The 26,418-nt window shown below is 68.7% G+C and carries 24 protein-coding genes and 2 riboswitches; of the genes, 18 read left to right on the top strand and 6 right to left on the bottom strand.

Annotation, left to right across the window (positions count from 1 at the left end):
* Positions 1-56 precede the first annotated feature (56 nt).
* From ABFX45_RS36535 to ABFX45_RS36500, 8 genes are all read left to right on the top strand, one after another.
* Positions 57-212 carry a hypothetical protein gene (locus tag ABFX45_RS36535; protein ID WP_170154799.1) on the top strand — a complete coding sequence of 52 codons (156 nt, stop codon included), beginning with the start codon at positions 57-59 and terminating at the stop codon, positions 210-212.
* Between the two features lie 11 nt (positions 213-223).
* Positions 224-3,205, top strand: a complete 2,982-nt coding sequence (locus tag ABFX45_RS36530; RefSeq protein WP_109633421.1) for a helix-turn-helix transcriptional regulator — start codon at positions 224-226, stop codon at positions 3,203-3,205.
* A 119-nt stretch (positions 3,206-3,324) separates the two neighbouring features.
* Positions 3,325-4,083 (top strand): ABC transporter ATP-binding protein, encoded by a 759-nt coding sequence (locus ABFX45_RS36525; RefSeq protein ID WP_109633419.1) that lies wholly within the window; start codon positions 3,325-3,327, stop codon positions 4,081-4,083.
* Positions 4,084-4,088: 5 nt separating this feature from the next.
* Positions 4,089-6,605 carry an ABC transporter permease gene (locus ABFX45_RS36520; RefSeq protein ID WP_346135112.1) on the top strand — a complete coding sequence of 839 codons (2,517 nt, stop codon included), beginning with the start codon at positions 4,089-4,091 and terminating at the stop codon, positions 6,603-6,605.
* Between the two features lie 464 nt (positions 6,606-7,069).
* Positions 7,070-8,332 carry an ABC transporter substrate-binding protein gene (locus ABFX45_RS36515; protein WP_109633415.1) on the top strand — a complete coding sequence of 421 codons (1,263 nt, stop codon included), beginning with the start codon at positions 7,070-7,072 and terminating at the stop codon, positions 8,330-8,332.
* A gap of 74 nt (positions 8,333-8,406) precedes the next feature.
* On the top strand, positions 8,407-9,306 hold the full coding sequence (locus ABFX45_RS36510; protein ID WP_233439396.1) for a carbohydrate ABC transporter permease: 900 nt from the start codon (positions 8,407-8,409) through the stop codon (positions 9,304-9,306).
* 2 nt (positions 9,307-9,308) lie between these two features.
* Positions 9,309-10,133: a carbohydrate ABC transporter permease gene (locus ABFX45_RS36505; RefSeq protein WP_109635069.1), complete on the top strand. Its 825-nt coding sequence runs from the start codon at positions 9,309-9,311 to the stop codon at positions 10,131-10,133.
* A gap of 4 nt (positions 10,134-10,137) precedes the next feature.
* Positions 10,138-11,559, top strand: a complete 1,422-nt coding sequence (locus ABFX45_RS36500) for a GH1 family beta-glucosidase (protein ID WP_346135109.1) — start codon at positions 10,138-10,140, stop codon at positions 11,557-11,559.
* 71 nt (positions 11,560-11,630) lie between these two features.
* Here ABFX45_RS36500 and ABFX45_RS36495 read toward each other — a convergent pair whose 3' ends face one another.
* Positions 11,631-12,830, bottom strand: a complete 1,200-nt coding sequence (locus ABFX45_RS36495) for an esterase-like activity of phytase family protein (RefSeq protein WP_109633411.1) — start codon at positions 12,828-12,830, stop codon at positions 11,631-11,633.
* Between the two features lie 112 nt (positions 12,831-12,942).
* On the opposite strand from ABFX45_RS36495, the gene ABFX45_RS36490 reads away from it, so the two are divergent.
* Together ABFX45_RS36490 and ABFX45_RS36485 are read left to right on the top strand one after the other, a co-directional pair.
* Positions 12,943-13,965 carry a GNAT family N-acetyltransferase gene (locus ABFX45_RS36490; protein WP_109633408.1) on the top strand — a complete coding sequence of 341 codons (1,023 nt, stop codon included), beginning with the start codon at positions 12,943-12,945 and terminating at the stop codon, positions 13,963-13,965.
* Between the two features lie 75 nt (positions 13,966-14,040).
* Positions 14,041-15,069: a LacI family DNA-binding transcriptional regulator gene (locus tag ABFX45_RS36485; protein WP_109635067.1), complete on the top strand. Its 1,029-nt coding sequence runs from the start codon at positions 14,041-14,043 to the stop codon at positions 15,067-15,069.
* Between the two features lie 42 nt (positions 15,070-15,111).
* Here the strand turns inward: ABFX45_RS36485 and ABFX45_RS36480 are convergent, their stop codons facing one another.
* Together ABFX45_RS36480 and ABFX45_RS36475 are read right to left on the bottom strand one after the other, a co-directional pair.
* Positions 15,112-15,501 (bottom strand): hypothetical protein, encoded by a 390-nt coding sequence (locus ABFX45_RS36480; protein WP_346135106.1) that lies wholly within the window; start codon positions 15,499-15,501, stop codon positions 15,112-15,114.
* 137 nt (positions 15,502-15,638) lie between these two features.
* Positions 15,639-15,989 (bottom strand): hypothetical protein, encoded by a 351-nt coding sequence (locus ABFX45_RS36475; RefSeq protein WP_109633404.1) that lies wholly within the window; start codon positions 15,987-15,989, stop codon positions 15,639-15,641.
* Positions 15,990-16,085: 96 nt separating this feature from the next.
* Between ABFX45_RS36475 and ABFX45_RS36470 the strand changes: the two genes are divergently transcribed.
* Together ABFX45_RS36470 and ABFX45_RS36465 are read left to right on the top strand one after the other, a co-directional pair.
* Positions 16,086-16,592: a DM13 domain-containing protein gene (locus tag ABFX45_RS36470; RefSeq protein WP_346135103.1), complete on the top strand. Its 507-nt coding sequence runs from the start codon at positions 16,086-16,088 to the stop codon at positions 16,590-16,592.
* Positions 16,593-16,808: 216 nt separating this feature from the next.
* Entirely contained in the window at positions 16,809-17,759 is a 951-nt protein-coding gene (locus ABFX45_RS36465; protein ID WP_109633401.1) for an AraC family transcriptional regulator, read from the top strand.
* Positions 17,760-17,816: 57 nt separating this feature from the next.
* On the opposite strand, the gene ABFX45_RS36460 is transcribed toward ABFX45_RS36465, so the two are convergent.
* Genes ABFX45_RS36460 through ABFX45_RS36450 form a run of 3 tightly spaced genes read right to left on the bottom strand, consistent with a single transcriptional unit; the run spans position 17,817 to position 21,544 of the window.
* Positions 17,817-19,847, bottom strand: a complete 2,031-nt coding sequence (locus ABFX45_RS36460) for a 3-hydroxyacyl-CoA dehydrogenase NAD-binding domain-containing protein (RefSeq protein WP_109633398.1) — start codon at positions 19,845-19,847, stop codon at positions 17,817-17,819.
* A 3-nt stretch (positions 19,848-19,850) separates the two neighbouring features.
* On the bottom strand, positions 19,851-21,053 hold the full coding sequence (locus ABFX45_RS36455; RefSeq protein WP_109633397.1) for an acetyl-CoA C-acetyltransferase: 1,203 nt from the start codon (positions 21,051-21,053) through the stop codon (positions 19,851-19,853).
* Positions 21,054-21,109: 56 nt separating this feature from the next.
* Positions 21,110-21,544 carry a GNAT family N-acetyltransferase gene (locus tag ABFX45_RS36450; RefSeq protein ID WP_109633395.1) on the bottom strand — a complete coding sequence of 145 codons (435 nt, stop codon included), beginning with the start codon at positions 21,542-21,544 and terminating at the stop codon, positions 21,110-21,112.
* Between the two features lie 107 nt (positions 21,545-21,651).
* Here ABFX45_RS36450 and ABFX45_RS36445 point away from each other — a divergent pair, with 107 nt between their 5' ends.
* From ABFX45_RS36445 to ABFX45_RS36420, 6 genes are all read left to right on the top strand, one after another.
* On the top strand, positions 21,652-22,788 hold the full coding sequence (locus ABFX45_RS36445; protein WP_109635065.1) for an acyl-CoA dehydrogenase family protein: 1,137 nt from the start codon (positions 21,652-21,654) through the stop codon (positions 22,786-22,788).
* Complete coding sequence (locus ABFX45_RS36440) at positions 22,785-23,909, top strand: CaiB/BaiF CoA transferase family protein (protein ID WP_346135098.1); 1,125 nt, start codon at positions 22,785-22,787, stop codon at positions 23,907-23,909. Before ABFX45_RS36445 ends, ABFX45_RS36440 begins: the two co-directional genes overlap by 4 nt.
* A 319-nt stretch (positions 23,910-24,228) precedes the next feature.
* A complete protein-coding gene (locus ABFX45_RS36435) occupies positions 24,229-24,426 on the top strand; it encodes a hypothetical protein (protein ID WP_109633391.1) in 198 nt (65 codons plus the stop codon).
* Between the two features lie 164 nt (positions 24,427-24,590).
* Complete coding sequence (locus ABFX45_RS36430) at positions 24,591-25,085, top strand: transcriptional regulator (RefSeq protein WP_109633389.1); 495 nt, start codon at positions 24,591-24,593, stop codon at positions 25,083-25,085.
* A gap of 335 nt (positions 25,086-25,420) precedes the next feature.
* Positions 25,421-25,777 (top strand): hypothetical protein, encoded by a 357-nt coding sequence (locus ABFX45_RS36425; RefSeq protein ID WP_233439283.1) that lies wholly within the window; start codon positions 25,421-25,423, stop codon positions 25,775-25,777.
* A 14-nt stretch (positions 25,778-25,791) separates the two neighbouring features.
* Positions 25,792-26,094 carry a DUF3817 domain-containing protein gene (locus ABFX45_RS36420; RefSeq protein ID WP_109633384.1) on the top strand — a complete coding sequence of 101 codons (303 nt, stop codon included), beginning with the start codon at positions 25,792-25,794 and terminating at the stop codon, positions 26,092-26,094.
* Between the two features lie 45 nt (positions 26,095-26,139).
* A riboswitch (glycine riboswitch) is annotated at positions 26,140-26,242 on the top strand.
* A gap of 1 nt (position 26,243) precedes the next feature.
* A riboswitch (glycine riboswitch) is annotated at positions 26,244-26,328 on the top strand.
* Positions 26,329-26,418: the final 90 nt, after the last annotated feature.

Genomic DNA, 26,418 nt, shown 5'->3' with positions numbered 1-26,418 from the left:
AGGACTGCGTGATCGCCCGATGCCTGAGGTGAGGCCTCAGGACGAACCTCGTGGTCATGACGGAATGGACCCCTGAGGCGATCAAGGCGGAGATCGAGTACCGGCGCGGCAACGCTCGTTGCAACTGGCAGCGGTCGCACGGCCCGCTGCCGTCGTGGCTGCGGCGAGTGATCCACCCCACGACTGCGAAAGCCGGCGGCACCGGCGCATGACATGTGCGAGCATGCCACTCGTGGCACGCCTCGGTTCAGGAATCCCGTTGGTCGCGCGCGACCGCGAGCTGGACCGGTTGCGCGCCGCGCTGGCTCGGGCTGGTGAGGGCACCGCGGGGGCGGTGCTGCTGGCGGGCGACGCGGGTGTCGGCAAGACGCGGCTGATCGACGAACTGGCCGCCAGCGCCGAGGACACGCTCGTCCTCATGGGACGGTGCCTCGACGCGGGCGAGACCGGCCTGCCGTACCTGCCGTTCGCGGAGGCGCTCGGCACCCTCAAGGACATCACGAACCGCCCGGCGCTCGCGATGTTGCTGCCCCAGCTGGCACTTCCCGCCGAACGGGAGCCCGGCACCGAGGGCATGACCGCGCCCGGCCTCCTCCCCGGACGCAGGCCGGAGCAGGACGTCGGTCAGCTCCAGCTGTTCGACGCCGTGCTGGGACTGCTCGGCGACCTCTCCGAACGCCAGCGCGTGCTGCTCGTCGTCGAGGACCTGCACTGGGCGGACGCCTCCACGCGGTACCTGCTGTCGTTCCTGTTGTCCCGCCTGCGTTCCCAGCGCCTGCTGGTCGTCTGCACCTACCGCGCGGACGACCTGCACCGCAGCCATCCGTTGCGGCCCTTGCTGTCCGAGTTGGTCCGGCTGCCCGCGGTGGAACGCCTCGACCTCTCGCCGTTCAACGCGGCGGACGCCCGCCGGTTCGTCGAGGCGCTGTCCGACGACCTGCCCGAGGACGTCGTCCAGCAGGTCGCGGAACGTTCGGAGGGCAACGCCTTCTTCGCGGAAGAGCTCATCGCGGTGGCCACCTGCGACGACCGGTCGTCGTTGCCGTCCGCGCTGGCCGACGTGCTCCTCAGCCGCGTGGAACGCCTCAGCCCGCAAGCCCAGCACGTGGTGCGCGTCGCCTCGGTGCGGGGCCGCCGGGTCCGGCACGACCGGCTCCGCGAGGTCGCGGGCCTGTCCGACGTCGACCTCGACACCGCGTTGCGCGAGCTCGTCCAGCACCACCTGCTCGTCGTGAACGACGACGAGGTCTACATCTTCCGGCACGCCCTGCTCAGGGAGGCCGTGTACGGAGACCTGCTGCCGGGCGAGCGGGTGCGGCTGCATGCCGCCTATGCCCGTTACCTGGCAGAGCACCTGGACGAACGCGGTGCCGCGGCAGCCCTCGCGCACCACGCCTTCCAGAGCCACGACCTGCCGCAGGCGTTGAGGGCCTCGATCAAGGCGGCCAAGGAGGCTGAACGCGCCGGTGCGCCCGCGGAGTCGTTGCGGTACCTGGAAAAGGCGCTCAACCTGTGGAACGCGGTGCCGGCGGCCGACCGTCCGTCCGATGTGGACGAGGCGGTGCTGCTGAGGCGGGCCTCCTGGGTCGCGGGCACGGCCGGGCAGCCGGAGCGGGCCGTCGCGTTCGCCCGCAGCGCCACCAAGGCTCTCACCTCCGAGCAGACGCCGGAGGAAGCAGCCGAGGTGTGGCTGCGGCTCGCGCAGGCGTTGTCGATCCTGGACGGCAACGAGGAGGAGCACTTCACGGTCATCGCGAAGGCGCTCGACCTCGTGTACGACCGCGAACCCAGTCCCACCCGCGCCCGTGTGCTGGCGGGCAAGGCGTCGTCGCTGCGCCAGCAACGCAAGGACGCCGCCGCACGCGAGGCCGCCGAGCTGGCGATCGCGGACGGCAGGACGGCGAACGCTCCCGGCGCGGTCGCCGACGCGCTGGGCACGCTGGCCATCCTCGACGACCACGCGATGCGGCACGCCGAGGCCAAGGAGAGCTTCGAGCGCGCGATCAAGAGCGCGCGTGAGGTCGGCGCGTTCAACAACGAACTGAGGGCTTGGTACTACTACGGCCTGATGCACTACGACCAGGGTGAACTGGCCGAGGCAGCCCGCGTGTTCAACGAGGCGGGCAACCGGGCCAAGGAGACCGGCCTGACCTGGAGCATGTTCGGGCTGGAGATCCGCATCCTGCAGTTGCTGGTGCACTACTACATCGGCGACTGGGACTACGCGGCGTGGGCCAGCGAGCCGCCCGGCATGTCCGTGTCGTCGACGGTGCTGGCCCGGCTGGCGGCGGCGCGCACGCACCTCACGGTCGGGCGGGGCGAGCTGGCCGAGACCGAGCGGCTGATCACGAAGCTGCGCAGCGACTGGCACCGCGACATCCAGATCGCGCTGATCACCGGTGGCACGGGCGCGGAGGTCGCGCTGTGGCGCGGCAGGCCTGAGCTCGCCGTCGAGCGGGTCACGGACGCGCTGGAGTGGACTCGCAAGCTCGGCGGCCCCTGGGTGCTCGCGGACATCCGGATCGGCGCGATCGGCATCGCGGCGTACGCGGACGTCGCCGCGAAGGCACGTCGCAAGCGGGACACCGAGGCCGAGGAGAACGCCGTCGAAGCGGGCCGCAAGCTCGCCGAGCACGTGCGGCTGACCGCGCGGAACGGCAAGCCGCGCGCCGGCACACTCGGGCCGGAAGGACGCGCCTGGCTGGCCCGCGCCAACGCCGAGGAGTCCCGGCTCCAGGGTCCCGGCGACCCGGAGCTGTGGCGGAAGGCCGTCGACGGGTTCGGCTACGGCCTGGTCTTCGAGCAGGCGCTGTGCCGGTGGCGGCTCGCGGAGGCGTTGCTGGGCGCGGAGGCCAAGGAGAACCACCGCGACGAAGCCGCGGAACAGCTGCGCCTCGCCGACGAGGTGGCGACCAGGCTCAAGGCCGTGCCGCTGCAGGAAGCCGTGGCGTCGTGCGCCAAGCGGGCCCGCATCACCCTCAGGGCGGACGAACCCGCGCGGGAGCACCTCGACCTCTTCACCCCTCGCGAACGCGCGGTGCTCGCACTGGTCGCGTCCGGACGGACGAACCGCGAGGTCGGCGAGGAGCTGTACATCAGCGAGAAGACCGTTTCCGTGCACCTTTCCCGGATCATGGCGAAGCTGGGGGCCTCCCGGCGTGCGGAGGCGGTGGCCATCGCGTACGACCGGGGTCTGCTGGAATAGGCCTGGTTGTCATACCTCAGGCTGATGTGCAACGCGTCGCGGAGTTGATGTCCGCGCACTCAGCTGACTCATAGCTTCTTCCTCGTCAAGGAACATCCCCTGTGAGGAAGGCAAGCGACATGTCTGCACTGGTGTCCGAAGTGGGCGCAGTCGGCACGACCGCGGCGGCGGCCCACAACCTGGTCAAGATCTACGGCAAGGGTGACACCGCCGTGCGGGCGCTCGACGGCATCGACGTCGCCTTCCAGGCCGGCCGGTTCACCGCGATCATGGGCCCGTCCGGCTCCGGCAAGTCCACGCTGATGCACTGCCTCGCGGGACTGGACACGGTGGACGGCGGCACGATCCACATCGGACAGACCGAGATCACCAAGCTCAACGACAAGGACCTGACCAAGCTGCGCCGCGACCGCGTCGGCTTCGTGTTCCAGGCCTTCAACCTGCTGCCGACGCTGACCGCCGAGCAGAACATCCTGCTCGGGCTCGAGCTCGCCGGCCGCAAGCCCGACAAGCAGTGGTTCGACACGATCGTCAACGTCCTCGGCCTGCGCGACCGCCTGACCCACCGCCCGACCGAGCTGTCCGGTGGCCAGCAGCAGCGCGTGGCGTGTGCCCGCGCCCTGGTCGCCCGTCCCGAGGTCATCTTCGCCGACGAGCCGACCGGCAACCTGGACTCCCGCAGCGGTGCCGAGGTCCTCGACTTCCTGCGCATGTCGGTCCGCAAGCTGGGCCAGACCGTGATCATGGTGACGCACGACCCGGTGGCCGCGAGCTACGCGGACCGCGTGGTGCTGCTGGCCGACGGCCGCCTCGCCGGCGAGATCCACCAGCCCACCACCGAGTCCGTCGTCAACGCTCTCACGCACCTGGGGGCGTGAGGTAGATGCTGAAGACGATCCTCGCGGGCCTGCGTGCCCGCACGGCGCGGCTGGTGCTGTCCAGCATCGCCATCGCGCTCGGCGTCGCGTTCGTGACGGGCACGCTCGTGCTCGGCGACGCCGTCGAGGCTCAGACCAGGGACAACTTCGCCCGCAGCGCCCGCAACGTCGACGCCGCGGTGCACCTGCAGGACAACAGTCCGCAGATGGAGAAGGGCATCCCCGCCGACGTCCTGCAGAAGGTCCGCTCGACGTCCGGGGTGGCGGGTGCGGACTCCCGTGAGTTCGGCAGCGCGGCACTGCTCGGCAGCGACAACAAGGCGCGCAACGCGCTGGTCCAGCCGCTGCCGACGACGGAGAAGCTCCGCGACTTCAACCTCAAGGACGGCAGGTTCCCGGCCAAGGCCGACGAGGCCGCGATCGACGTGAAGACCGCGGAGATCGCGAAGCTCAAAGTCGGCGACAAGCTCGAGCTGCTCGACAGGGACAACGCCGAGCACTCGTTCACGATCGTCGGCACCTACCAGCAGGGCGCCAGCAGCATCTCCATGTCCGGCAGCGACCACGTCGTGGTGTCGCCGGAGGGCCTGCGCTCGGTCATCCCGGACCAGCGCATCTACGAGATCGTGGCCGTCGCCAAGGACGGCGTGACGCAGCAGCAGCTCGTCGACAACATCAACAAGGCCATCGGCTCGGGCTACAAGGTGCAGACCGGTGAGCAGCTGACCCAGGCGACGCTGGCCCAGGTCGGTGACGCCGCCGGCGAGATCAAGACGTTTCTGCTCGCGTTCGCGGCCATCTCGCTCGTCGTCGCGGGCATGGTCATCTACAACACCTTCACGATCCTCGTCGCCCAGCGCACGAAGGAGCTCGCCCTGCTGCGCTGCGTCGGCGCGGAACGCGGCCAGGTGTTCCGCAGCGTGCTCGCCGAAGCGGTCTTCATGGGCCTCGCGGCGTCCGTACTGGGCATACTCGGCGGACTCGGCGTCTCCGCGGGCCTGCAGGCGCTGGTGGGTTCGTTCGACGGCCCCAACGCGGGTGACGTCCAGATCCGCCTGCCGATCTCGTGGGTGACCATCGCCGCCGGCTTCGGCGTCGGCGTGATCGTGACCGTGCTGTCGGCCGTGCTGCCGGCGCGCCGCGCCACGAAGGTCGCCCCGGTGGCCGCCCTGCGCTCGCAGCCGGACAGCCACGACGACGTGGCCCGCACCGGCAAGGTCCGGATCATCGTCGCGACGCTGATCGCGCTGATCGGTGGCGCCGCGGTCTACTTCGGCCTGCAGCAGGAGAAGGAAGAGCCCGCGATGTTCATCACCGGCGGCGCCACGATGGTGCTGCTGCTCGCGGTCCTGCTGGTCGGCCCGCTGTACGTGGGCCCGATCAACCGCCTGTTCGGCAAGGCGCTGCGCGGCGTCCCGTCCAAGCTGGCCTCGGCCAACGCGGGCCGCAACCCGAAGCGCACCGCCGCCACCACCGCGGCGCTGATGATCGGCGTGACCATCGTCGCGATGGTGACGGTCGTGGCCGGCAGCGGCCGCGAAACCATGAACCAGCAGGTGGACAAGCGCTTCCCGGCCGACTACGAGGTCAGCTCGAACGTCTACAGCCAACCGCTGACCCAGAAGTTCACCGACGAGCTCGCCAAGGTGAAGAACGTCGCGAAGATCGCGCCGGAGGTCCAGGCCTACGGCGAGTCCGACAAGCTCAAGTACGCCGACGTCACCGGCTACCCGGCCGACGCCCTCGGTTCCCTCGTCCGTCCCGAACTGGCCGGCGGCACGCTGACCGGGCTCAAGGACAACGAGATCGCCCTGCGCGAGAAGGACGCCAAGGACTCGGGCCTCTCGATCGGGTCGACGTTGAAGATCAACGACAAGGACTTCAAGGTCGTCGCGCTGATCAAGGGCAACAGCTACGGCGCCGGCATCGTGACGCTGTCCTCGGCGCAGTCGCTGCTGAAGGAAGCTCCGAAGGGCTACCAGAAGCTGCTGGTCAAGCTCGCGCCGGGCACCGACATCACGGCCGCCCGCGCCGACCTGGAACGCGTCATCGCCACGTCGCCGGTCGCGGTGCTGAACTCCGCGGCCGAGACCAAGGCGGAGCTGAACGCGCAGATCGACCAGGTGCTGCTGTTCATCTGGGCCCTCGTCGGCCTGGCGCTGATCATCGCCCTGTTCGGCATCGCGAACACGCTGACGCTCTCGGTCCTGGAACGCACCCGCGAGTCCGCTCTGCTGCGGGCCCTGGGCCTCACCCGGGGCCAGCTGCGGCAGATGCTGGTGGTCGAGTCGATCCTGATGGCCCTGATCGGCGCGGTCGTCGGCGTCCTGCTCGGCGCCGGGTTCGGGTGGCTGCTGGTCGAGGCGATCTCCAACTCGGAGTTCCAGATCAGCTTCTCCGTCCCGTTCGGCCAGATCGGGATCATGCTGGGCCTGGCCGTGGTCGCGGCGATCATCGCCGCCGCTCTGCCGGCCCGCCGCGCGGCCAGGAACTCCGTGGTCGCGGGCATGGCGGAGGCGTAGGACGCCACGCCTGGCCCAGGCTGTCGGGGGCCGTCGGGTCAGGCGGGTTCGGTCGCGCGGAAGCAGGGGCCGCGCGGCCGGGGGATCGGTGGAGGTCCGGTGCTGTCGGGGCACCGGGCCTCCGCTGTACTTCACGGTGCGGGCCGTTACCCGCTGCAGCCACATCTCAACCGAAAGTTGCGGAAAAAAATTTGGCCGCGCGCGTCACTTTCGGCCAGAAAACCCCTTTACCTGGGGTGAGGGACGACCGGAGCGAGGGCCCGGTCGTCCCTCTTCGTCGTCTCCACCAGGCCCGCGGCCGCCGAACCGAGACGCTCGCAGTTCCGGCACAGCTTTTTGTTGCCACCCTCCACAAAGTTACGGAACGATGTCGACCGCTTGACACCCGCGCCTCTCCGGTTGAGTGTGAGAGCGCTCTCACCACTGTCAGCAGCGCCCATGGCGCCGCCCGTCGAGGAGGACGGATGAGCAGAAGTCTGGTCGGCAGCGTCGCTGCGACCCTCGTGATGGTTCTGGCCGCGGGGTGCGGCGGGAGTTCCGGGGCTGACGGCAAGGTCGAGCTGTCGCTGGGCCTGTTCTCCGACTTCGGGTACGACAAGCTCATCGAGGAGTACATGGCCTCGCACCCGAACATCAAGATCGAGCAGCGCAAGGTCAAGATGGAACAGCACAACACGCAGCTCGCGACCCAGCTCGCGGGTGGGCGTGGTGCGGCGGACATCGTCGCTCTCGAAGAGGGCGTGGTGAGCCAGTTCCGGGCTTCCAAGGACAAGTTCGTGAACCTCGCCGAGTACGGGGCGAAGGACCTCAAGGACCAGTGGGCCGGCTGGAAGTGGAACCAGGGCACCGCGGACGGCGGCGAGTTCGTGCTCGGGCTGGGCACGGACATGGGCAGCCTCGGGCTCTGCTACCGGCGCGACCTGTTCGAGGCGGCCGGGCTGCCGACCGACCGCAAGGAGGTCGCGAAGCTCTGGCCGTCGTGGGCCGACTACGCGAAGGTCGCCGACCAGTTCACGGCGAGGACGCCGAACGTGAAGTTCGTCGACACCGGCCGCAACGTCTACAAGGCGATCCTCGACCAGACCGAGGAGGGCTACTTCGCGAAGGACGACTCGTACATCGCGGAGAAGAACGACAAGGTCAAGACGGCGTTCGACACGGCGGCGGCGCTCGGCACCAAGGGCCAGACCGGTGCGCTCGAGCCGTTCAGCCAGGAGTGGAACGTCGCGCTGAAGCAGGGGTCGTTCGCCACCACGACGTGCCCGGCCTGGGCGCTCGCGCTGATCAAGGCCGGTGCCGGTGACGCGGCGGCCGGGAAGTGGGACGTGACGACGGCGCCCGGCGGTGGCGGCAACTGGGGTGGCTCGTTCCTCGCGATTCCCAAGCAGAGCAAGCACCCCAAAGAGGCCTACGAGCTGGCCAAGTGGCTGACGGCGCCCGAGCAGCAGAAGCGGATCTTCAAGGAGACCGGCAACCTGCCGAGCCAGCCGAAGGTCTACCAGGACGCCGAGGTGCAGGCGACCGTCAACGAGTACTTCAACAAGGCGCCGGTGGGGCAGATCTTCGCGACCTCCGCCGAGTCGCTGAAGCCGACCTACCGCGGCACCAAGGACTCGAAGGTCGGACCGGTGTTCGGCACGGCGCTCACCCGCGTCGAGCAGGGCAAGCAGTCTGCCGCCGAGGCGTGGGCGCAGGCGTTGAAGGAAGCGCAGGACGCCGCCAAGTGACGGCTGTCCGCACGGAGACCGAGGTGGCCCCGGCCGCCTCGGTTCCTTCTTCTGGCCAATCGAAGCGCTTCCGGCTGAACCACTGGGACGCGAAGTACACGCCGTACCTGATCGTCGCGCCGTTCTTCGTGGTGTTCGCGATCTTCGGGCTCTACCCGCTGGTGTACACGGCGTGGGTGTCGCTGCACGACTGGCAGCTGATCGACGGCAACCAGGGGTTCGTCGGTGTCGACAACTACGTCCGGCTGTTCGCCGACGCCAACTTCTGGAACGCGCTGTTCAACACGATCAGCCTGTTCGTCCTGTCGACGGTGCCGCAGCTGCTGGCCGCGCTCGGCCTGGCCGCGCTGCTCGACCGGGGGTTGCGGGGACGGGCGTTCTGGCGCGCGGGTGTGCTGCTGCCCAACGTCATCTCGGTCGCCGCGGTGGCGCTGGTGTTCGCGCAGTTCTTCGGCCGTGACTTCGGCATCGTGAACTTCCTGCTCGGCCTCGTCGGCATCGACCCGGTCGACTGGCGCGCGGAGACCTGGGCGTCGCACCTCGCGGTGTCCACGATGGTCATGTGGCGCTGGACCGGCTACAACGCGCTGCTGTACTTGGCGGCGATGCAGTCGGTGCCGAAGGACATGTACGAGTCGGCCACTTTGGACGGTGCGTCGCGCTGGCGGATGTTCTGGTCGATCACCGTGCCGTCGATCCGGCCGACGATCCTCTTCACCGTGGTGACGTCGACGATCGGTGGCCTGCAGCTGTTCGCCGAGCCCGCGCTGTTCGACCCCGGTTTCGCCGCCAACAACTCCACCGGCGGGTCCGACCGGCAGTTCCAGACGCTGGTGCTCTACATGTACGAGAAGGGTTTCCGGCTGTTCGACGCGGGTTACGCGGCCACCGTCGCGTGGATGCTGTTCCTGGTCGTCGTGCTGGTCGCGATCGTCAACTTCTCGCTGACGCGGCGCATCGCGGGCAAGGGGTGATCATGAAGAACGCGAAGGCAGGCCCTCTGCTCTACGGGTTCCTGGTCGCCGTGCTGGCGGCCTCGGTGTTCCCGCTGTACTACTCGTTCATCGTGGCGTCGAAGGACAACTCGGTCCTCGGCGAGAAGATGCCGCCGCTGGTCCCCGGCGGCAACCTGGTCGAGAACATCACGCGGGTCTTCGACACCGTCGACTTCTGGCTCGCCATGCAGAACTCGTTCGTCGTGGCGGCGACCGTCGCGATCTCGAACGTCGTGCTGGGCACGCTCGCCGGGTTCGCGTTCGCGCGGCTGCGGTTCAAGGGACGTGACACGCTGTTCCTCGTGGTGCTCGGCACCGCCATGGTGCCGACGCAGCTCGGCGTGATCCCGCTGTACATGCTGATGTCCGACCTCGACTGGTACGGCACGCTGCAGGCGGTGATCGTGCCGGCGCTGATCGGGTCGTTCGCCGTCTTCTGGATGCGCCAGGCGTGCGAGGAGACCGTGCCGTTCGAGCTGATCGAGGCGGCGCGCATGGACGGCTGTTCGGTGCTGCGGACGTTCTGGCACGTCGGCTTCCCCGCGGTGCGGCCACAGGCGGCGGTGCTCGGCATGTTCACGTTCATGACGGCCTGGAACGACTTCTTCTGGCCGTTGATCGTGCTGGATCCCAACGACAGCCCGACGGTGCAGGTGGCGCTGTCCACATTGGCCAGCGGTTACTACACCGACTACTCGTTGATGCTCGCCGGTGCCTCGCTCGCGGTGCTGCCGGTGATCGCGATCTTCGTCCTGCTGTCGCGCCAGATCGTCGGCGGCATCATGCAGGGCGCGGTGAAGGGATGAGTGAATGACGACCGACTCGGAGGTCGAGGTCGGGCAGGAGGTGCTGACCTTCCCACCGGACTTCCTGTGGGGAGCGGCAACCGCGGCGTTTCAGATCGAGGGCTCGACCACAGTGGACGGTCGCGGTGCGTCGATCTGGGACACGTTCGCGGCGACGCCCGGCAAGGTGCTGGCCGGCGACACGGGTAACCCGGCCTGCGACCACTACAACCGGTACGAGTCCGATGTGGACCTGATGTCCTCACTTGGCCTCGCTGCGTACCGGTTCTCCGTCGCGTGGCCAAGAATCCAGCCCACCGGCAGCGGTGCGGTGGAGGAGCGGGGTCTCGCGTTCTACGACCGCCTCGTGGACTCGTTGCTGGAGAAGAACATCCAGCCGCTGGTGACGCTGTACCACTGGGACCTGCCGCAGGTCCTGGAGGACTTCGGCGGCTGGCGCAACCGGGACACCGCCTACCGCTTCGCCGACTACGCCGCCATCGTGCACGACCGGCTCGGTGACCGGGTGCAGGCCTGGACGACGCTGAACGAGCCGTGGGTGTCGGCGTTCCTGGGCTACGGCAACGGAATCCACGCGCCGGGCGTCACCGACGCGGTGGCGTCCCTGGAAGCGGCGCACCACCTGCTGCTGGCCCACGGCCTCGCCACGCAGGCGTTGCGGGCGCAGGCACCCGAGTCGCACCGGCTGTCGATCGTGCTGAACTTCAGCACCGTCTGGGGTGAGGACGACTCAGCCGCTTCCCAAGATGCCGTGCGCAAGGTCGACGGGTTGCAGAACCGCATCCTGCTCGACCCGATCTGCGGCCGCGGCTACCCGCTCGACGTCCTGCAGGACACGTCGTGGCTGGGCGACTGGACGAACGTGGTGCGCGACGGCGACATGGAGACCATCGCGACCCCGATCGACTGGATCGGCGTGAACTACTACAGCCCGACGCGCGTCGCGCCGGCCGACCCGGACTTCGTGCCGGCCGGGCCGCACGCGGGCCTGCGCGGCGCATCCATCCAGCCTCCGCGGGGTGAGCTGACCGGGTTCGGGTGGGAGCAGAACGCCGACGCGTTCACCGAGCTGCTGGTGCGGCTGTCCCGCGACGCCGGCGGAGTGCCGCTGGTGGTCACGGAGAACGGGTCAGCGTTCCCCGACGTCGTCGACCCGATGGGCCGCGTGGCCGACGTCGAGCGGACCAAGTACCTGGTGGACCACGTGCGCGCGGTGCACCGGGCGATCTCGGAAGGCGCCGACGTCCGCGGCTACCTCGCGTGGTCGCTGCTCGACAACTTCGAGTGGGCGGCCGGGTACTCGCAGCGGTTCGGGATCGTGCACGTCGACTTCGAAACGCAGCAGCGCACGGTGAAGGAAAGCGCGGCCACGCTGTCCCGGATCATCGGGCAGAACGGGCTTCCCGCGCACGGTTACACCATCTAGGCCGGACCGAGGGGGTCTGGCGCTCTCACCTGCGGACACCTCTGTGCCGCAGGTGAGAGCGCTCTCTCGTTTTACCTGCGGCGCAGCACCCGAGGGTCGGCGTGCAGGTTCTCCGCGAGCCGGATGGTGATGAACTCGTTGTTGTCCGGCTTGCCCGGCGTGCGGCCCGACGACGACGGGAAGTTGTTGTCGTTGAGCACCGCGATCGTGCGGTCGTCGATGATCGTGACGTCCTCGATCGTGACGAACGGGAACTTGAACGGGTCCGCGTGCCCGCCGATGTGCTTGGGGTTCGCGAGGTTCAGCAGGTCGGCGACCATCGTCTTGTCGAGCTTGCCGTCGGAGTCCTTGTCGCGCTTGTCCGCGAGGTAGACGCGCTTGACGATCGCGTCGACGCCCTGTGCGCTGTCCCGCTCGATGATCAGCAGGCGGTTCCGGTCGACGGCGATCGCGTCACCGATGGCGAAGTTCGGGCTCTCCAGCTGGTAGTGCCACGTCGTGCCGGTGAAGCTGTTGCTCGCGATGTCGAACTCGTTGAGGCGCAGGGTGCCCGGCGTGTCACCGGCGACCGTGCCCTCCAGCAGCGCGTTGATCGTCTTGCCGTCCGGCGAGAGCGTGATGCCCTCGAAACCCTTGCTGCCACCGATGTTCGGGTTGCCGGCGGGGTTCTCGGGAGCACGGACACCCGGCAGCGGCACCGGCGGCGCCATCAGCCGGCCGGCGCGGTCGAAGTGCAGCAGGTACGGGCCGAACTCGTCGCCCATCCAGTACGTGCCGTCGGCGCCGCGGGTGACCGACTCGATGTCGATGTCCGCGCCGGTGATCACCCGGTCCGGTCTGGTCAGCGGGAACGGGATGTGGCCGTTGGGATCGGTCAGCGTGATGCCGCCGAGGACGTCGACCGTGTTCTTCGCGAAGTCCGGTGCGATGCGGTGGATGCGCAGCAGGAAGTCCGCGCTGTTGGCCTTCGTGCCGTAGCCGTTGTCGGAGATCGCGTCGAACGTGCCGTCGCTGTTGCGGACCAGGCCGCTGAAGCCCTGGATCGGCTGGTCGGCGAACGGCGGCGTGATCCCGTTGATCGGGCTCGTCCCCAGTGCGGCGCCGCTCGGCTCGCTGCCGGGCAGGTAGGTCTCGGCGGGGAGTGAGGCGAAGTTCGTCAGCGTGGCCTGCTTCGGGCCTCCGGAAGGCGCGGCAGCGGGTGCGGCTGTGGTGGGCGTGGCCAGCGCGGTGACGGTGAGCAGGGTGAGGCCTGCGGCCAGAGTTCTCCTCATGACGGCACCCTATGCCGTCACAGTTGACCCTCACCCCTCGTCCGGTGATGTGATCCGGAGCGGTTTACCCGTCGTTCGCATCGAGGCAACAGCTCGGGGGAATTCTGGAGGCATGACCACGACCTGGCGCATGCGCATCGAACTCAGCGACAGTCCCGGCGCGCTGGCGCGCGTCACAGTCCGGCTGGCCGCGGCCGACTGCAACGTCCTCGCGTTGCAGGTGATCCCCGTGCCCGGCGGTGTGCTCGACGAGATCGTGGTGCGGGCCGCTCCCGGCGTGCTGCCCGCCGATCTCATCGAGGCCGTCCGCTCGGAAGGCGGCAGGTGCGCGGGCATCACCCGCGCCGACGTGCGGGATCTCGTGGACGAACCGACGGCCGTGCTGCGTGCGGCCAGGATGGCGCTTTCCGACCCCTCGCGCGTCGGCGAGGCCCTCCGCCAGGTGCTGTCGGCCGACGCGGTGACGCACGGCGTGGCCGCGGACGGCCAGGTCCAGCTCGGCGAGCTGGCGGCGCGGCGCGGCTGGGCCGGCTTCACCCAGGTCGAGCTCGCTCGCGGCCAGGCCCTGCTGGACCTGCTCGACGCACCGGCGCCCGCGATGCGAGGGGTGCTCAGCGATGACGGCGTGGCACTGGTTCTGCGGCCTGGAACCAACGAGGACGAAGACGCCGTCGCGGGGCTGCACACCCGTTGCTCGATGAAGACCTTGTTCAACCGCTACCACTCCGGCATGCGCACGGTGCCGCGCCGATGGCTGCACCGGCTGCTGAACCCGCCACGTGGCACCACGATCCTCGCGCAGTGCGCGGACCAGGTGGTGGCGCTCGGGCAGCTCCTGCACACCGGCGAGCCGACGTCCGCCGAGGTGTCGTTGCTGGTCGAGGACGCGTGGCAGCGCAGGGGAGTGGGCACTGCGCTGCTCGGCGCACTCGCGGAGGACGCCCGTGCCGCGGGCTTCCGCGAGCTCGTCGCGTGGTGCCTGCCGTCGGAGAACTCGCTGGTGAGGACCGCCGAACGAGCCGGTCTGGACACCACGACACGCCGTGAGGACGGGCTCCTGAGGGTGTCGATGGCGCCGCGCGGCCGTGCACTTTCGACCCCAATCACGGACCTTGTGGCTGAAAAAACACGATGAACAGCGCGGAAACCCTCCTCGGAGATCGCTTCCAGCTAAGCTGACCGGCGACTCAAAGGTTTTCATCGAGGAGTGGTGGTGCTCGTGTCCATCCACGCGCGTCCGACGTTGGAGGACGTGGCCGCGAGGGCCGGGGTCTCCCGCGCCACGGCGTCACGAGTGCTGAACGCGTCGCCGCGGGTCAGCCCCGAGGCTCTGGAGGCGGTCAACGCCGCCGTGCTGGCTCTGGGCTACCAGCCGAACCGTGCCGCTCGTGCGTTGGTGACGCGTCGAACCGGTGCGGTCGCCGTGGTGTTCTCCGAGCCGGAGCCCAAGATCTTCGACGACCCGCACTTCGCCCGGCTGATCCGTGCGGGCGCGCGTGCGCTGGCGGACGTCGACGTGCAGATGGTCCTGATGCTGGTGCACTCGCCGGACGACCAGGCCCGCGCACACCGCTTCCTCGCGGGCGGCCACGTCGACGGCGCCCTGGTGTTCGCGCCGCACCGCAACGACGAGCTCGTGTCGATCGTGAAGAAGCTGCCGCTGCCGGTCGTCTACGCCGGTAAGCCGTGGGGCTCGTTGCGCGGCATGCACCTCGTCGACAACGACAACGAGGGCGGCGCCGTGCTCGCCACCGAGCACCTCAAGTCGCTCGGCCGCAAGAAGATCGTGCACGTGGCGGGTCCCGCGGACGAGCTGTCCGCGATCGACCGCCTGAACGGCTTCAAGTCCGCGCTCGGCCTGGACGACAAGGGCGCCGCGAAGGTCACCGAGGACGGTGGCTTCACGCGCGAGGGCGGTCGCAAGGCGATGGCCGCGCTGCTCGCGAAGGTGCCTTCGCTGGACGCCGTGTTCGTGGCGTCCGACCTGATGGCGGCCGGCGCGCTGGAAACGTTGCAGGAGGCGGGCAAGCGCGTGCCGGAGGACGTCGCGGTGGTCGGCTTCGACGACCACGTGACGATCGCCGAGCACACGTCGCCGCCGCTGACGTCGGTGCGGCAAGACTCGGACGAGCAGGTCAAGCACATGGTCGAGCACCTGATGAAGCTGCTGCGCGACGAGACCGTGAAGACGAAGAAGCAGATGCTGCCGACGGTTCTGGTGCGCCGCGAATCGGCCTGACCAACGCTGTGCAGAGGGTCCGCCGGTGCTGGCGGACCCTTTTCAGTTGCTGAGGTTCTTGCAGGTGGGCGGCGGCAGCGGGTTGAGGGGGCTGCACGGCCATCCGGACGACGGCGTCGTCGTCGTGGTGACCGCTGCGGGCGGTGGCGGCGGCTCCGGGTCGGTCGCGGCCGGCGGCGGGGTCGTGGTCTTCTTCGGCGTCTGCTGCGGGCTCGGTGCCGAACTGCTGGAACTCGGCGGTGCGCTGCTCTCGGGAGTGGAGCTCTCCGGTGTGCTCGACGATGTGCTCGCCGTGGACTTGACCCACGTGGACGAGGGTGTCCTGCTCAGCGGATCGTCGTCGGCGACGCCGTGGAGCGCCATTCCCACCAGCACCCCGAGCAACGCGGACCCGAGCACGGCGGAGCCACCTGCGGCCCACAGTGCGCGCACAGCGGTCCTCCTCAATGCTCACGGTTGGAAGTCAGGCGATCACGCTCCTCGGCAGATTACCGGTTGGGCCGGTCGCAGGAGAACGCTCACCTGCTTGCCTTATCGGCTCCTTGACGCCCCCGGTTGAGTGGTCGCCGTCACTGATCTGTGATCCGGGCGAGCACCAAACTGGCCCCGGCAAGGCCTGCCACCAGCACGGTCCCGGTCATGTGCCACGTCGGAGCGTCACCCGTGCAGGTGAACACATCGGTGAAGCGTGCCGAGGAGCAGGTGACGAACGGGACCGACGACAGCGCGATCGACGACGCCGCCACGCCACCCAGCAACGCCGAGCCGAACGTGCGCATCAACGGGAACGCCGCGTTGGCCGTGCCGACGGCGGCGATGGCGAAGAGCAGCGGCACGGGTCTGGGGAACAGCCCGGTCAGCGCGCAGCCGACCATGAGGACTCCGAGCACGGCCTGGCCGATCCTCGCCTGCGTCGCCACGGCAGGACCCTAACAACTCCGTAAGCTCTTTCCGGTCCGGTTTGAGCCAGTATTTTCGGTATGCCCCAACGCCGATTTCTCATCCCCGTCGCAGTCGTGCTGGTCGTCGCGCTCGGCGTCGGGTTGTACCTGTTCCAGCCGTGGCGGCTGCTCACGGTTCGCGAAACGCACGACGCGCTGCTCGTGCCTGCATCGACGTCTTCTCAGGCACCGACTTCTCAGACGTCGGCGTCGCAGGCTCCGGCGCCCGTCGCGGAAGTGGCGAAAGAGGTCGCGACGGGTGAGTGGCGCTCACTTGAACACGCCACCACCGGTAAGGCGAGCCTCATCAAACTGCCCGGCGGCGCGCATTCTGTGCAGTTCGCGTCCTTGAACACCAGTGACGGCCCTGACCTGTACGTCTACCTCTCGCCCCACCCGTCGAGCTCGTCCGAGAAAACGTTCGGTGAAGGATTCACCAGTCTCGGCAAGTTGAAGGGAAATCGTGGCGACCAGGTGTACGAAATTCCCGCCGGTGTGGACGTGTCCGCCATTCGGAGCGTGGTGATCTGGTGCAAGCGGTTCTCCGCGGGGTTTGCCGTAGCACCGCTGGAACAAGCCTGAAACATCTGATTCGGACGTGCTCTCTTCGCACTATTGACTTTTCTGGTCTAGACCACATAGCGTTAACGTCAGGACACAACATCGTCCCTTGCCGATGGGCGTGCGGAAGCCCTGTTGGCGAGGAGCACGGCTCACTGGGTGGGCCCTCGCCGGCGGTGACGCGGCTCCAACTCTCCCCGGAGCCGCGTCACCGCCGGTGGCGTTTTACTGTGGTTCGTGCACACCCGGACAGTGGCCATCCACTACGTGCGCGCGGCACTGCGCGCGTGCCCGTCGCCGTCCGAGGTCCTCGCCGGCGCCGGCATTCCGCCGAGCCTTCTCGCCGACGACCGCGCCCGCGTCACGCCCGCCCAGTACACGAAGCTGATCCAGACCCTCTGGGAAGTCCTCGACGACGAGTTCATGGGTTTCGGCCCGCGCCCGTCGAAACGCGGCACGTTCGCGATGATGTGCCTGCTCACCGTGCACTGCCCGGATCTCGAATCGGCGTTGAGACGCGGCCTCGCCTTTTACGCCCTCTTCGACGAACCGCTCGAGCTCTCGCTGGACGACGGCCGTTTCTCCCTGCACGTCCCCGGCGACCCCGACCACTTCCTGACCGAGTCGCTGCTGGTGCTGTGGCACCGCTTCTCGTCGTGGCTCATCGGCCGCCGCATTCCCCTGCGGGAAGCCGAGTTCGCCTATCCGGAACCGGCCCACGCCGCCGAGTACCACCTGATCTTCGGCTGCCCGCTGACCTTCGGCGCCGGGGCCACCGCCATCTCGTTCGACCCGAAGTTCCTGCGCATGCCGGTCGTGCAGGACGAGGCGGGACTGCGCAGGTTCCTGCGGCACTCGCCCGCGGAGTTGTTGTCGCGCCGGGACTACGGCGCCGACACGGCGGGCCACGTCCGCAGGCTCCTCGGCAGCGGCGTGAGCGGGCTGGAGGCGGTGGCGGCACGCCTCGGGGTCAGCGCGCCCACGCTGAGACGACGCCTCGCCGCCGAAGGGACGTCGTTCCGCGAGGTGCGCGAGCAACTGCTGCGCGACCAGGCGGTGGCCTCGCTGGTGCGGGGCGGGGAGTCGGTGGAGGAGCTGGCGCTGCGCCTCGGGTTCTCCGAGGCGAGCGCCTTCCACCGGGCTTTCAAGCGGTGGACCGGGTCGTCACCCGGCTCCTACCGCGCCTAGTGCCGCGATGCACCCGTCCGCCCGTCGAAAGACGGGCGAAGGCTGGCGGTCACGGCACTAGAACTTGTCGCGCTCCCGCAGCGAGGCAGGCGGCCGGAACCGCTCCCCGTACGTGTCCGCGAGGTAGTCCGCCCGCTCCACGAACGCCTGCACGCCGTAGGAGTTGATGAACTGCAACGTGCCGCCGCTCCACGGCGCGAACCCGAACCCGAAGATCGAGCCGATGTTCGCGTCCGCCACCGACGTCAGCACGCCCTCGTCCAGGCACCGCACGGTTTCCAGCGCCTGCACGAACAGCAGCCGGTCCCGCACGTCCTGCTCGGAAACCCCGGCGTCGGCCTTGGCGTACCGCGTCGTCAGCTCCGGCCACAGGAACTTCTTCGAGCCGTCGGCGGGGTACTCGTAGAAGCCGGCACCGCCGGCCTTTCCGGTGCGCCCCAACGACACCATCTCGCGGATCAGGTCGTAGGCGGCGCTGTCCGACACCAGCGAGGGGTCGTCGGCCAGTGTCTGGTCGTGGATCTTCAGCTGCAGCGACAGCGTCACCTCGTCCGACACGGCCAGCGGCCCGACGGCCATACCGGCCTTCTTGGCCACGTTCTCGATCAACGCCGGCGCCACGCCCTCGGACAGCATCGTGATCGCCTCGATCACGTACGTGCCGAACGTCCGCGAGGTGTAGAAGCCGCGCGAGTCGTTCACCACGATCGGCGTCTTCCCGATCTGCCGCACGTAGTCGAGCGCCCGCTGCAGCGTCTCCTCGGACGTCTTCTCCCCGCGGATGATCTCGACGAGCCGCATCTTCGGCACGGGCGAGAAGAAGTGCAGGCCGATGAACCGCTCGGCGTCCGGAACAGCCGTGGCGAGACCTGTGATCGGCAGCGTCGACGTGTTCGACGCGATCACCGCGTCCGGCAACGCCTGCGCTTCCGCGGCCGCCAGCACCTTGTTCTTCAGCTCGCGGTTCTCGAACACCGCCTCGATGATCAGGTCGCAGCCCGCGAGGTCGTCGTCGGAGTCGGTCGGCCTGATGCCGTCCAGGCCGCCAGCGCCCTTCTGGGCCGCCTCGAGGGTCACGTCCTTCAGGATCACCTCGATCCCGGCTTTCGCGGACACCTCGGCGATTCCAGCGCCCATCATGCCCGCGCCCAGCACGCCGAGCTTCGTCACGCGCCTGCCCGACGAGGACGCGCGGCCGTTGACCTCGTTGAGGTTGAACCAGAACGCGGTGATCATGTTCTTGGAGACCTGACCGGCGGCCAGTTCCACGAAGTAGCGGCCCTCGATCTTCAGCGCCGTGTCGAAGTCGACGTAGGCACCCTCGACCGCCGCCGCCATGATCTTCTCCGGCGCCGGGTACGCGCCGTGCGACTTCTTGCGTAGCACGGCAGGTGCCGCGCCGAGCAGCCCGTAGCTGTTGGGGTCGCCGAACTTCAGGTCCGGCACACCGACACCCGGCACGTCCCAAGGCTGCACCGGCGCCGGGTTCGCGACGATCCAGGCCCGCGCCTCGGAGAGCAGTTCCTCGCGCGTCCCGACGAGCTGGTGCACGATCCCGGCCTGCAGCGCGCGCTCCGGCCGGAGCTGCTTGCCCTCCATCAGCAACGGCAACGCCTTCTGCACACCGAGCAGCCGGACCATGCGCGTCACGCCACCGCCACCGGGCAGCAGGCCCAAGGTGGCTTCCGGCAGACCGATCCGGATGCTGTCGTCGTTCAGCACGATCCGGCGGTGCGACGCCAAAGCGATCTCGAACCCGCCACCCAGCGCGGATCCGTTGATCGCCGCCACGACCGGCTTGCCGAGCTTCTCCAGCCGCCGCAGCTGCGACTTGAGCTCCTCGACACCTTCCAGCGCCTCGGAAGCGTTCTCCGGCGTGATCGCGATCAGCACGTTCAGGTCGCCGCCGGCGAAGAACGTCTTCTTGGCGGACGTGATGATCACGCCCGTGATCTCGTCGCCTTCGAGCCGCGAGACCGCTTCGCCCATGAGCTCCTGGTACTCGGTGTTCATGACGTTGGCGGAACCGGACATGTCCATCGTCAGGGTGACGATGCCGTCGGCGTCCTTCTCGTAGTGGAACGGCATCTGTCAGACCCTCTCGATGATCGTCGCGATACCCATGCCGCCACCCACGCACAGCGTGGCGAGACCGCGGCGCAGGTCCCGGCGCTCCAGCTCGTCCAGCAGCGTCCCGAGGATCATGCAGCCGGTGGCGCCCAGCGGGTGGCCCAGCGCGATCGCACCGCCGTTGACGTTGACCTTGTCCTCGGGAATGTCCATGTCCCGCAGGAACTTCAGCACGACGGACGAGAACGCCTCGTTGACCTCGAACAGGTCGATGTCCTCGACCGAGAGCCCGGCCTTGTCCAACGCCTTGCGCGCGGAGGGCGCGGGGCCGGTCAGCATGATCGTCGGCTCGGTGCCCACGACCGCGACGGAGACGATCCGGGCACGTGGCGTGAGTCCCAGCGCACGCCCGGCGGCCTCGGAACCGATCAGCATCGCCGCGGCGCCGTCGACGATCTGCGACGAGTTGCCCGGCGTGTGCACGTGGTTGATGCGCTCGACGGTGGGGTAGCGGTCGATCGCGACCGTGTCGTAGCCGAGGTCGCCGTGGAACTGGAAGCTCGGCTTCAACCGGCCCAGCGACTCCACAGTGGACTCGGGCCGGATCGTCTCGTCCTCCTTCAGCACCACGGTGCCGTTCTGGTCGACGACCGGCACGACCGAGCGCTCGAAGAACCCGTTCTTCTGCGCCTCGAAGGCGAGCGCGTGCGAGCGGGCGGCCCACGTGTCGACGTCCGTGCGCGAGAAGCCCTCCAGCGTCGCGATCAGGTCCGCGGACACGCCCTGCGGCACGAACGACAGGTCGAAGTTCGTCTGCGGGTCGATCGCCCACGCACCACCGTCGGACCCCATCGGCACCCGCGACATCGACTCGACGCCACCCGCGACCACCAGGTCCTCGAACCCGGAGGCGACCTTCGCCGCGGCGAGGTTCACCGACTCGAGGCCGGACGCGCAGAAACGGTTGAGCTGCACACCCGCCGGCCGCTGGTCCCACCCGGCGGCCAGGACCGCGGTGCGGGCGATGTCACCGCCCTGCTCGCCGAGCGGTGACACCACGCCGAACACGACGTCGTCCACCGCGGAGGTGTCGAGGGAGTTGCGTTCGGACAGCGCGCGCAGCACACCGGCGGCCAGCGCGACGGGCTTGACGCTGTGCAGCGACCCGCGCTTCCCCTTGCCGCGCGGCGTGCGCACCGCGTCGAAGATCAAGGCTTCGCTCATGGCACCCACGCTAGGCCCGGCCTCTCAAGCTGGCCATGACCGTGAAGGGTGACCGATTAGCTCACGACGAACTCCATGTGCTCGGGTTCGCCGGCATCCACGAAACCCAGCCGCTCGTATAGCTTGCGCGCAGGCAGGTTGTGCTCCCACACCCGCAGCCGCACGCGCTTCCAGCCCTCCTCGGCCGCCCACGCCAGCACGGCCCTGACCAGTGCTTCTCCGATGCCCCGGCCGCGGTGGGAGCTCTTGACCCACATCGAGTAGAGGTAGAGGTCGCCGGGTTTCGAGGTGACTCCGACCAGGCCGACGGGGCCGGGGTCGAGCGCGACGAGGTTCAGGCCTCCCACGATGCGCGCGCGCCAGTCGTCCTCGCCGTACTCCTGCTCACGTGCCAGCGTCGACCCGAACTCCGCTGGATCCGCGGCCAGCGCCTCCAGGCGGACGTCACGCCACAGCCTCCACTCGTCCGGCGTGACCTGGTGGATCTGCATGCCGACCAGTCTGTCCGATCGGGGTGGGAATTTCGCTCACTTTTTCGGGTGACGGCCTGGCGCGCCGGTCATGGCGTGGATCACCGCCCGGTGGTTTCGTGGAACTCATGGCAGAGCGTCGATCGCGGTGGATGGACAGCGACCTGGACCAGTTGCGCCAGCTCGCCCGCACGTTCATGGAGAAGGAGGTCACGCCGCACCAGGAACGCTTCGCCGAGCAGAAGCAGGTCGACCGCGACCTGTGGCGCAAGGCCGGTGACCTCGGGCTGCTGTGCCTGAGCATCCCCGAGGAGTACGGAGGCGGCGGCGGCACGTTCGCACACGAGGCCGTGCTGCTCGAAGAACAGGCACGCGCCGGTGACAGCGCCTGGGGCAACAGCGTCCACAGCGGGATCGTCGCGCACTACCTCAACTCCTACGGATCCGAGGATCAAAAGCGGCGCTGGCTGCCCAAGCTCGCGTCCGGCGAGTGCGTCGGCGCCATCGCGATGACCGAGCCCGGCGCGGGCTCCGACCTCCAGGGCATCCGCACCAGGGCCGTCAGGGACGGCGACGAGTACGTCATCAACGGCTCGAAGACGTTCATCACCAACGGCGTGCACGCCGACCTCGTGATCGTGGTCGCCAAGACCGACCCGTCCCAGGGCGCCCAGGGCATCTCGCTGATCGTGGTGGAGAACGACATCCGGCGCGGCCGCGTGCTCGACAAGGTCGGCATGAAGGGGCAGGACACCGCCGAGCTGTTCTTCGACGACGTCCGGGTGCCCGTCGCGAACCTCCTGGGCGATCAGGAAGGCCTCGGGTTCATCCAGCTCATGCAGCAGCTGCCGCAGGAACGTCTGATCATCGGCGTCTGCTGCATCGCGGGCATCGAGGCGGCCGTCGACGTGACGCTGAAGTACGTGAAGGAGCGCACGGCGTTCGGCAAGGAGCTGGTGAAGTTCCAGAACACCAGGTTCAAGCTTGCCGAGTGCGCCACCGAGGCGGCTGTGACCAGGGCTTTCATCGACGAGTGCATCGAGAAGCATCTGCGCGGTGAGCTCGACGTGCCGACCGCGGCGATGGCGAAGTGGTGGGCCAGCGACCGGCTCGGCAAGGTCGTCGACGAGTGCGTGCAGCTCTTCGGCGGCTACGGCTACATGAACGAGTACCCGATCGCACGTGCCTGGTCCGACGCCCGCGTGCAGAGGATCTTCGGCGGCACGAACGAGATCATGAAGGAAATCATCGCGAGGTCCCTGTGAGCGGGCCGCTGGCAGGACTCAAGGTCGTCGAGCTCGCCGGTCTCGCGCCCGCGCCGTTCGGCTGCATGGTGCTCGCGGACCTCGGCGCCGACGTGATCCAGGTGCACAAGCCGGGAAGCCGCTCGACGGTTCCCGGCGACTTCCTGGGCCGCAACCGCCGCTCGGTCGTGATCGACACCCGCAGGCCGGAGGGCGCCGAGCTGGTGTTGCGGCTGGTCGAACGCTCGGACGTGCTGGTGGAGGGCTTCCGTCCGGGCGTGACGGAGCGGCTGGGCATCGGCCCGGCGCAGTGCCTGGCCCGCAACCCGCGCCTTGTATATGGACGCATGACCGGCTGGGGCCAGGACGGCCCGCTCGCCGACCGGGCAGGGCACGACATCAACTACATCGCGATCGCCGGCGCGCTGGACCCCATCGGACGCGCCGGTGGGCCACCGGTCGTGCCGCTCAACCTCGTCGGCGACTTCGGCGGGGGAGGGCTGCTGCTGGCCCTCGGCGTGCTGGCCGCGCTGTACGAACGCGAGCGCTCCGGCCGCGGCCAGGTCGTCGACGCGGCGATGGTCGACGGGGCGGCGTTGCTCACGACGTTCCTGCACGGGATGAAGCAGGCGGGCATGTGGCAGGGCGGGCGCGGCGAGAACATGCTGGACAGCGGACTGCCGTTCTACGACGTCTACGAGGCCGCGGACGGGCGCTTCGTCGCCGTGGGCGCGCTGGAGGAGAAGTTCTACGCCGACCTGGTGCGCGTGCTGGGCCTGGAGGACGCGCCTTCGCGCAACGACCCGGCGAACTGGCCTGAGCTGCGCGAACGCATCGCGGCGGCGGTGAAGACCAGGACGCGTGACGAGTGGGCCGACCTCGCTCGGGACACGGACGCCTGCCTGGCGCCGGTGCTCTCGCCCACCGAGGCGGCGCGGCACCCGTACAACGAGGCACGTGGCACGTTCGTGGACGTCTCCGGCGCGCGGCACCCGGCGCCGGCTCCCCGCTTCGACCGGACTCCGGCGGCGGTTCCCGCGGCTCCGGTTTCGGCCGGGGCGAACACCGGGGAAGTGCTTGCCGACATGGGTGTGGCGAACGCTCAAATTATGGAACTGCGGCGGTCAGGAGTAATTGGGTGAATGCTCGGGTGCGTATTTATAAGGACACGACGGGGTGACAGAGCGTGATGCCGACGGAGCGGCATCCGGGTGAGGCCCGGTGCAACAGTGTCTGGTCCAAGCTGTGGGATGCGAGGGTGTCCGTGTTCACCTCGTGCCCAGGACATCGGCGCTGCACAGGGATCTCTTTAGCCTCCATTCGGGTGACATTCCCCGTCGTGCAGGCGTGCGCCGCCGGTGGATCCTGGGACCAGTTGGGCGTGGTCGTTGTTCATCGCACGGGTGAATGAGGGACCATGTCGGGTGACACGGGCGGTCCGCCGCCTCATCTGTGAGCGACATGGACGGAGAGGTACCTGTGAACCTCAAGAAGGTGCTAGTGCTGGCGGCCGTCGCGCTGGTGCTGTTCCTCCTGATCACCCGGCCCGAGGAGTCCGCAGGCGCGGTCCAGCAGGTCCTCGGCTGGCTGCGTCAGGGCGCGGAGTCGATCATCACCTTCATCAGGAGCCTCTTCGGGACGGCGACCCCGATCAGCTAGTGACTCAGGGTGATCCTCGACCGTTCACGTTGGACCGGATGGGTGGAATGAGGCCAATCACGCACTGGTAACGGGTGTTCTGGCGATTCAGGGTCTGGCGATTGTCAGACCTACCGAATACCTTCCGCTGCAATGGCCGATCCCCGACCGACGAGGAGGCATGGATGGTCGAGGACTCCGGGGTCCACGAGCTGTTGAAGCAGTGGGCGGCTGAACGGTCTGATGACGCAGAGATGCAGGAGGTGAACCGGATCAAGAACGCGTGGCTCGCGGAGGCTCCCCCCTCGGCGCCCGGCATCCCCGTGCAGCGGGGAGGCAGCAAGGGCGGGTCGCGTGGCTTGGTCAAGGTCGACTCGGCGGATCCGGCCTACGTGGCCGCGATGCGCAAGCGGGCGCCGGAGGCACCCGAGGCGTTGCTCGCCGCCGCAGCGAGCTACTGGCAGCTGGTAGGTGACGTCAGCGAGGCCGAGCAGTGGTGGGACGCGGGCATCAGCCCGTTGGACCAGCGCGCGCTCGACTACCGCGCGGCGGGCCTGACCCCTGCCGACCTCGGGAGGCGCCTGGGACCGATGACGGTTCTCCAGCACCTCCGCCGTGGCTCTGCCGCGGCCTGGTGTGTCGCACGTCTGCAGAGGCAGCGCCGGGACGGCGTGGCGTAGAACGAAGATCGGGAGAGGTGTGCTCGCGGAACGCGCTCGCGGGAGTTCGTTCTACGGTGCCTTGTGGGGGCCGAGCCCCCACACCCCAGCCGGGGGCAAGCCCCCGGACCCCCAACCGGTTCGGCCTCCTGACGAGGAGGCCTCTACCTCGAGTGGATCCTTGTACGGGTCGGCCTCCTGATCCTGATGCGGAGGCCCCTACCTCGAGCGGATCCCTGAACGGGTCGGCCTCCCGGTGGAGGCCTCACCCAAGTGATTCGAGGGCAGGCTCTCGGAGGCGGGAGCCCTACCCAAGTAGTCTGGAGGCCGTGCGCGGCCTCCTTACACCTCAGCGAGTGTTGATCGGCCTTGGTTGCCTGATCGCACTGATCGCCTGTTGCGGACTCGCGTACTGGCAGTGGCAGCGTTTCGAGTCCGCCAGCGGCACGTTCCAGAACCTCGGTTACGTGCTCCAGTGGCCGCTCTTCGGCGTCTTCCCGCTCTTCATGGTGTGGCGCTTCCGCCGCCTGGCGCGCCAGCGCCGTGACGAGCCTCTCTCCGCACCGGAGCCGGTTGCGCCCGCTCCACGGCCGGTGACTACGGTTGACGCCGTCAAACCCGCGCCTGTCGAGCACTTCGACGACGAAGAAGACGCGGAGCTCGCGGCCTACAACCGCATGCTCGCGGACCTCAACGCGCGGGACGGTCGTTGAGCGAAGGCGGGCAGATGAAGGGTGCGTTGACCCGGTTCAGGGTCATGGCTTACGTGGTCGGTGTCTTCCTGTTGCTGCTGGTCGTGGCCATGGTGCTCAAGTACGCCGCGGACATGGGCGGGATGATGAAGGTCGTCGGCCCCGTCCACGGCTTCCTCTACGCCATCTACCTGGTGATTTCCGTCGACCTGGCGTTGAAGCTGCGCTGGTCGATCAAGGGCACCGCTCTCGTGCTGGTCGCCGGCACGATCCCGTTCCTGTCGTTCTGGGCCGAGCGCAAGGTGGTCGAGAAGACGGCGCAGGGCGTGCCGCTGTGACGTTTGGCCTGCTAGCGTCTGGGGCTACCAACTGAACACGGCCGTCGATGTCGCGCGGAAGAGACCTCTCCAGAGTTCGATCTCCGGAAGGCGCCGAAGGAGCAACTCCTCCCCGGAATCTCTCAGGCACAGGTACCGCGCGACGAAGGCAACTCTGGAAAGCAGGCGCCAGCGCCTCGCCCACGGTGCAAGCCACTCCGGTGGTGAAGCTCTCAGGCTCATGACAGAGGGGGAGGCTGCTCTGGAAGAGGAGTCTCCGATGGACCGTGTCATTCTTCTGTTGCCTCAGCCGGCCTCGTCCGGCTCTTCGGCGCACCCTGGAGG

Origin of the sequence: Lentzea roselyniae, from assembly GCF_039537795.1 — a bacterium.
Lineage (GTDB): Bacteria > Actinomycetota > Actinomycetes > Mycobacteriales > Pseudonocardiaceae > Lentzea > Lentzea atacamensis.
The sequence above is the reverse complement of the archived record's forward strand: the minus strand, read 5'-3'. Positions and strand labels throughout refer to the sequence as shown.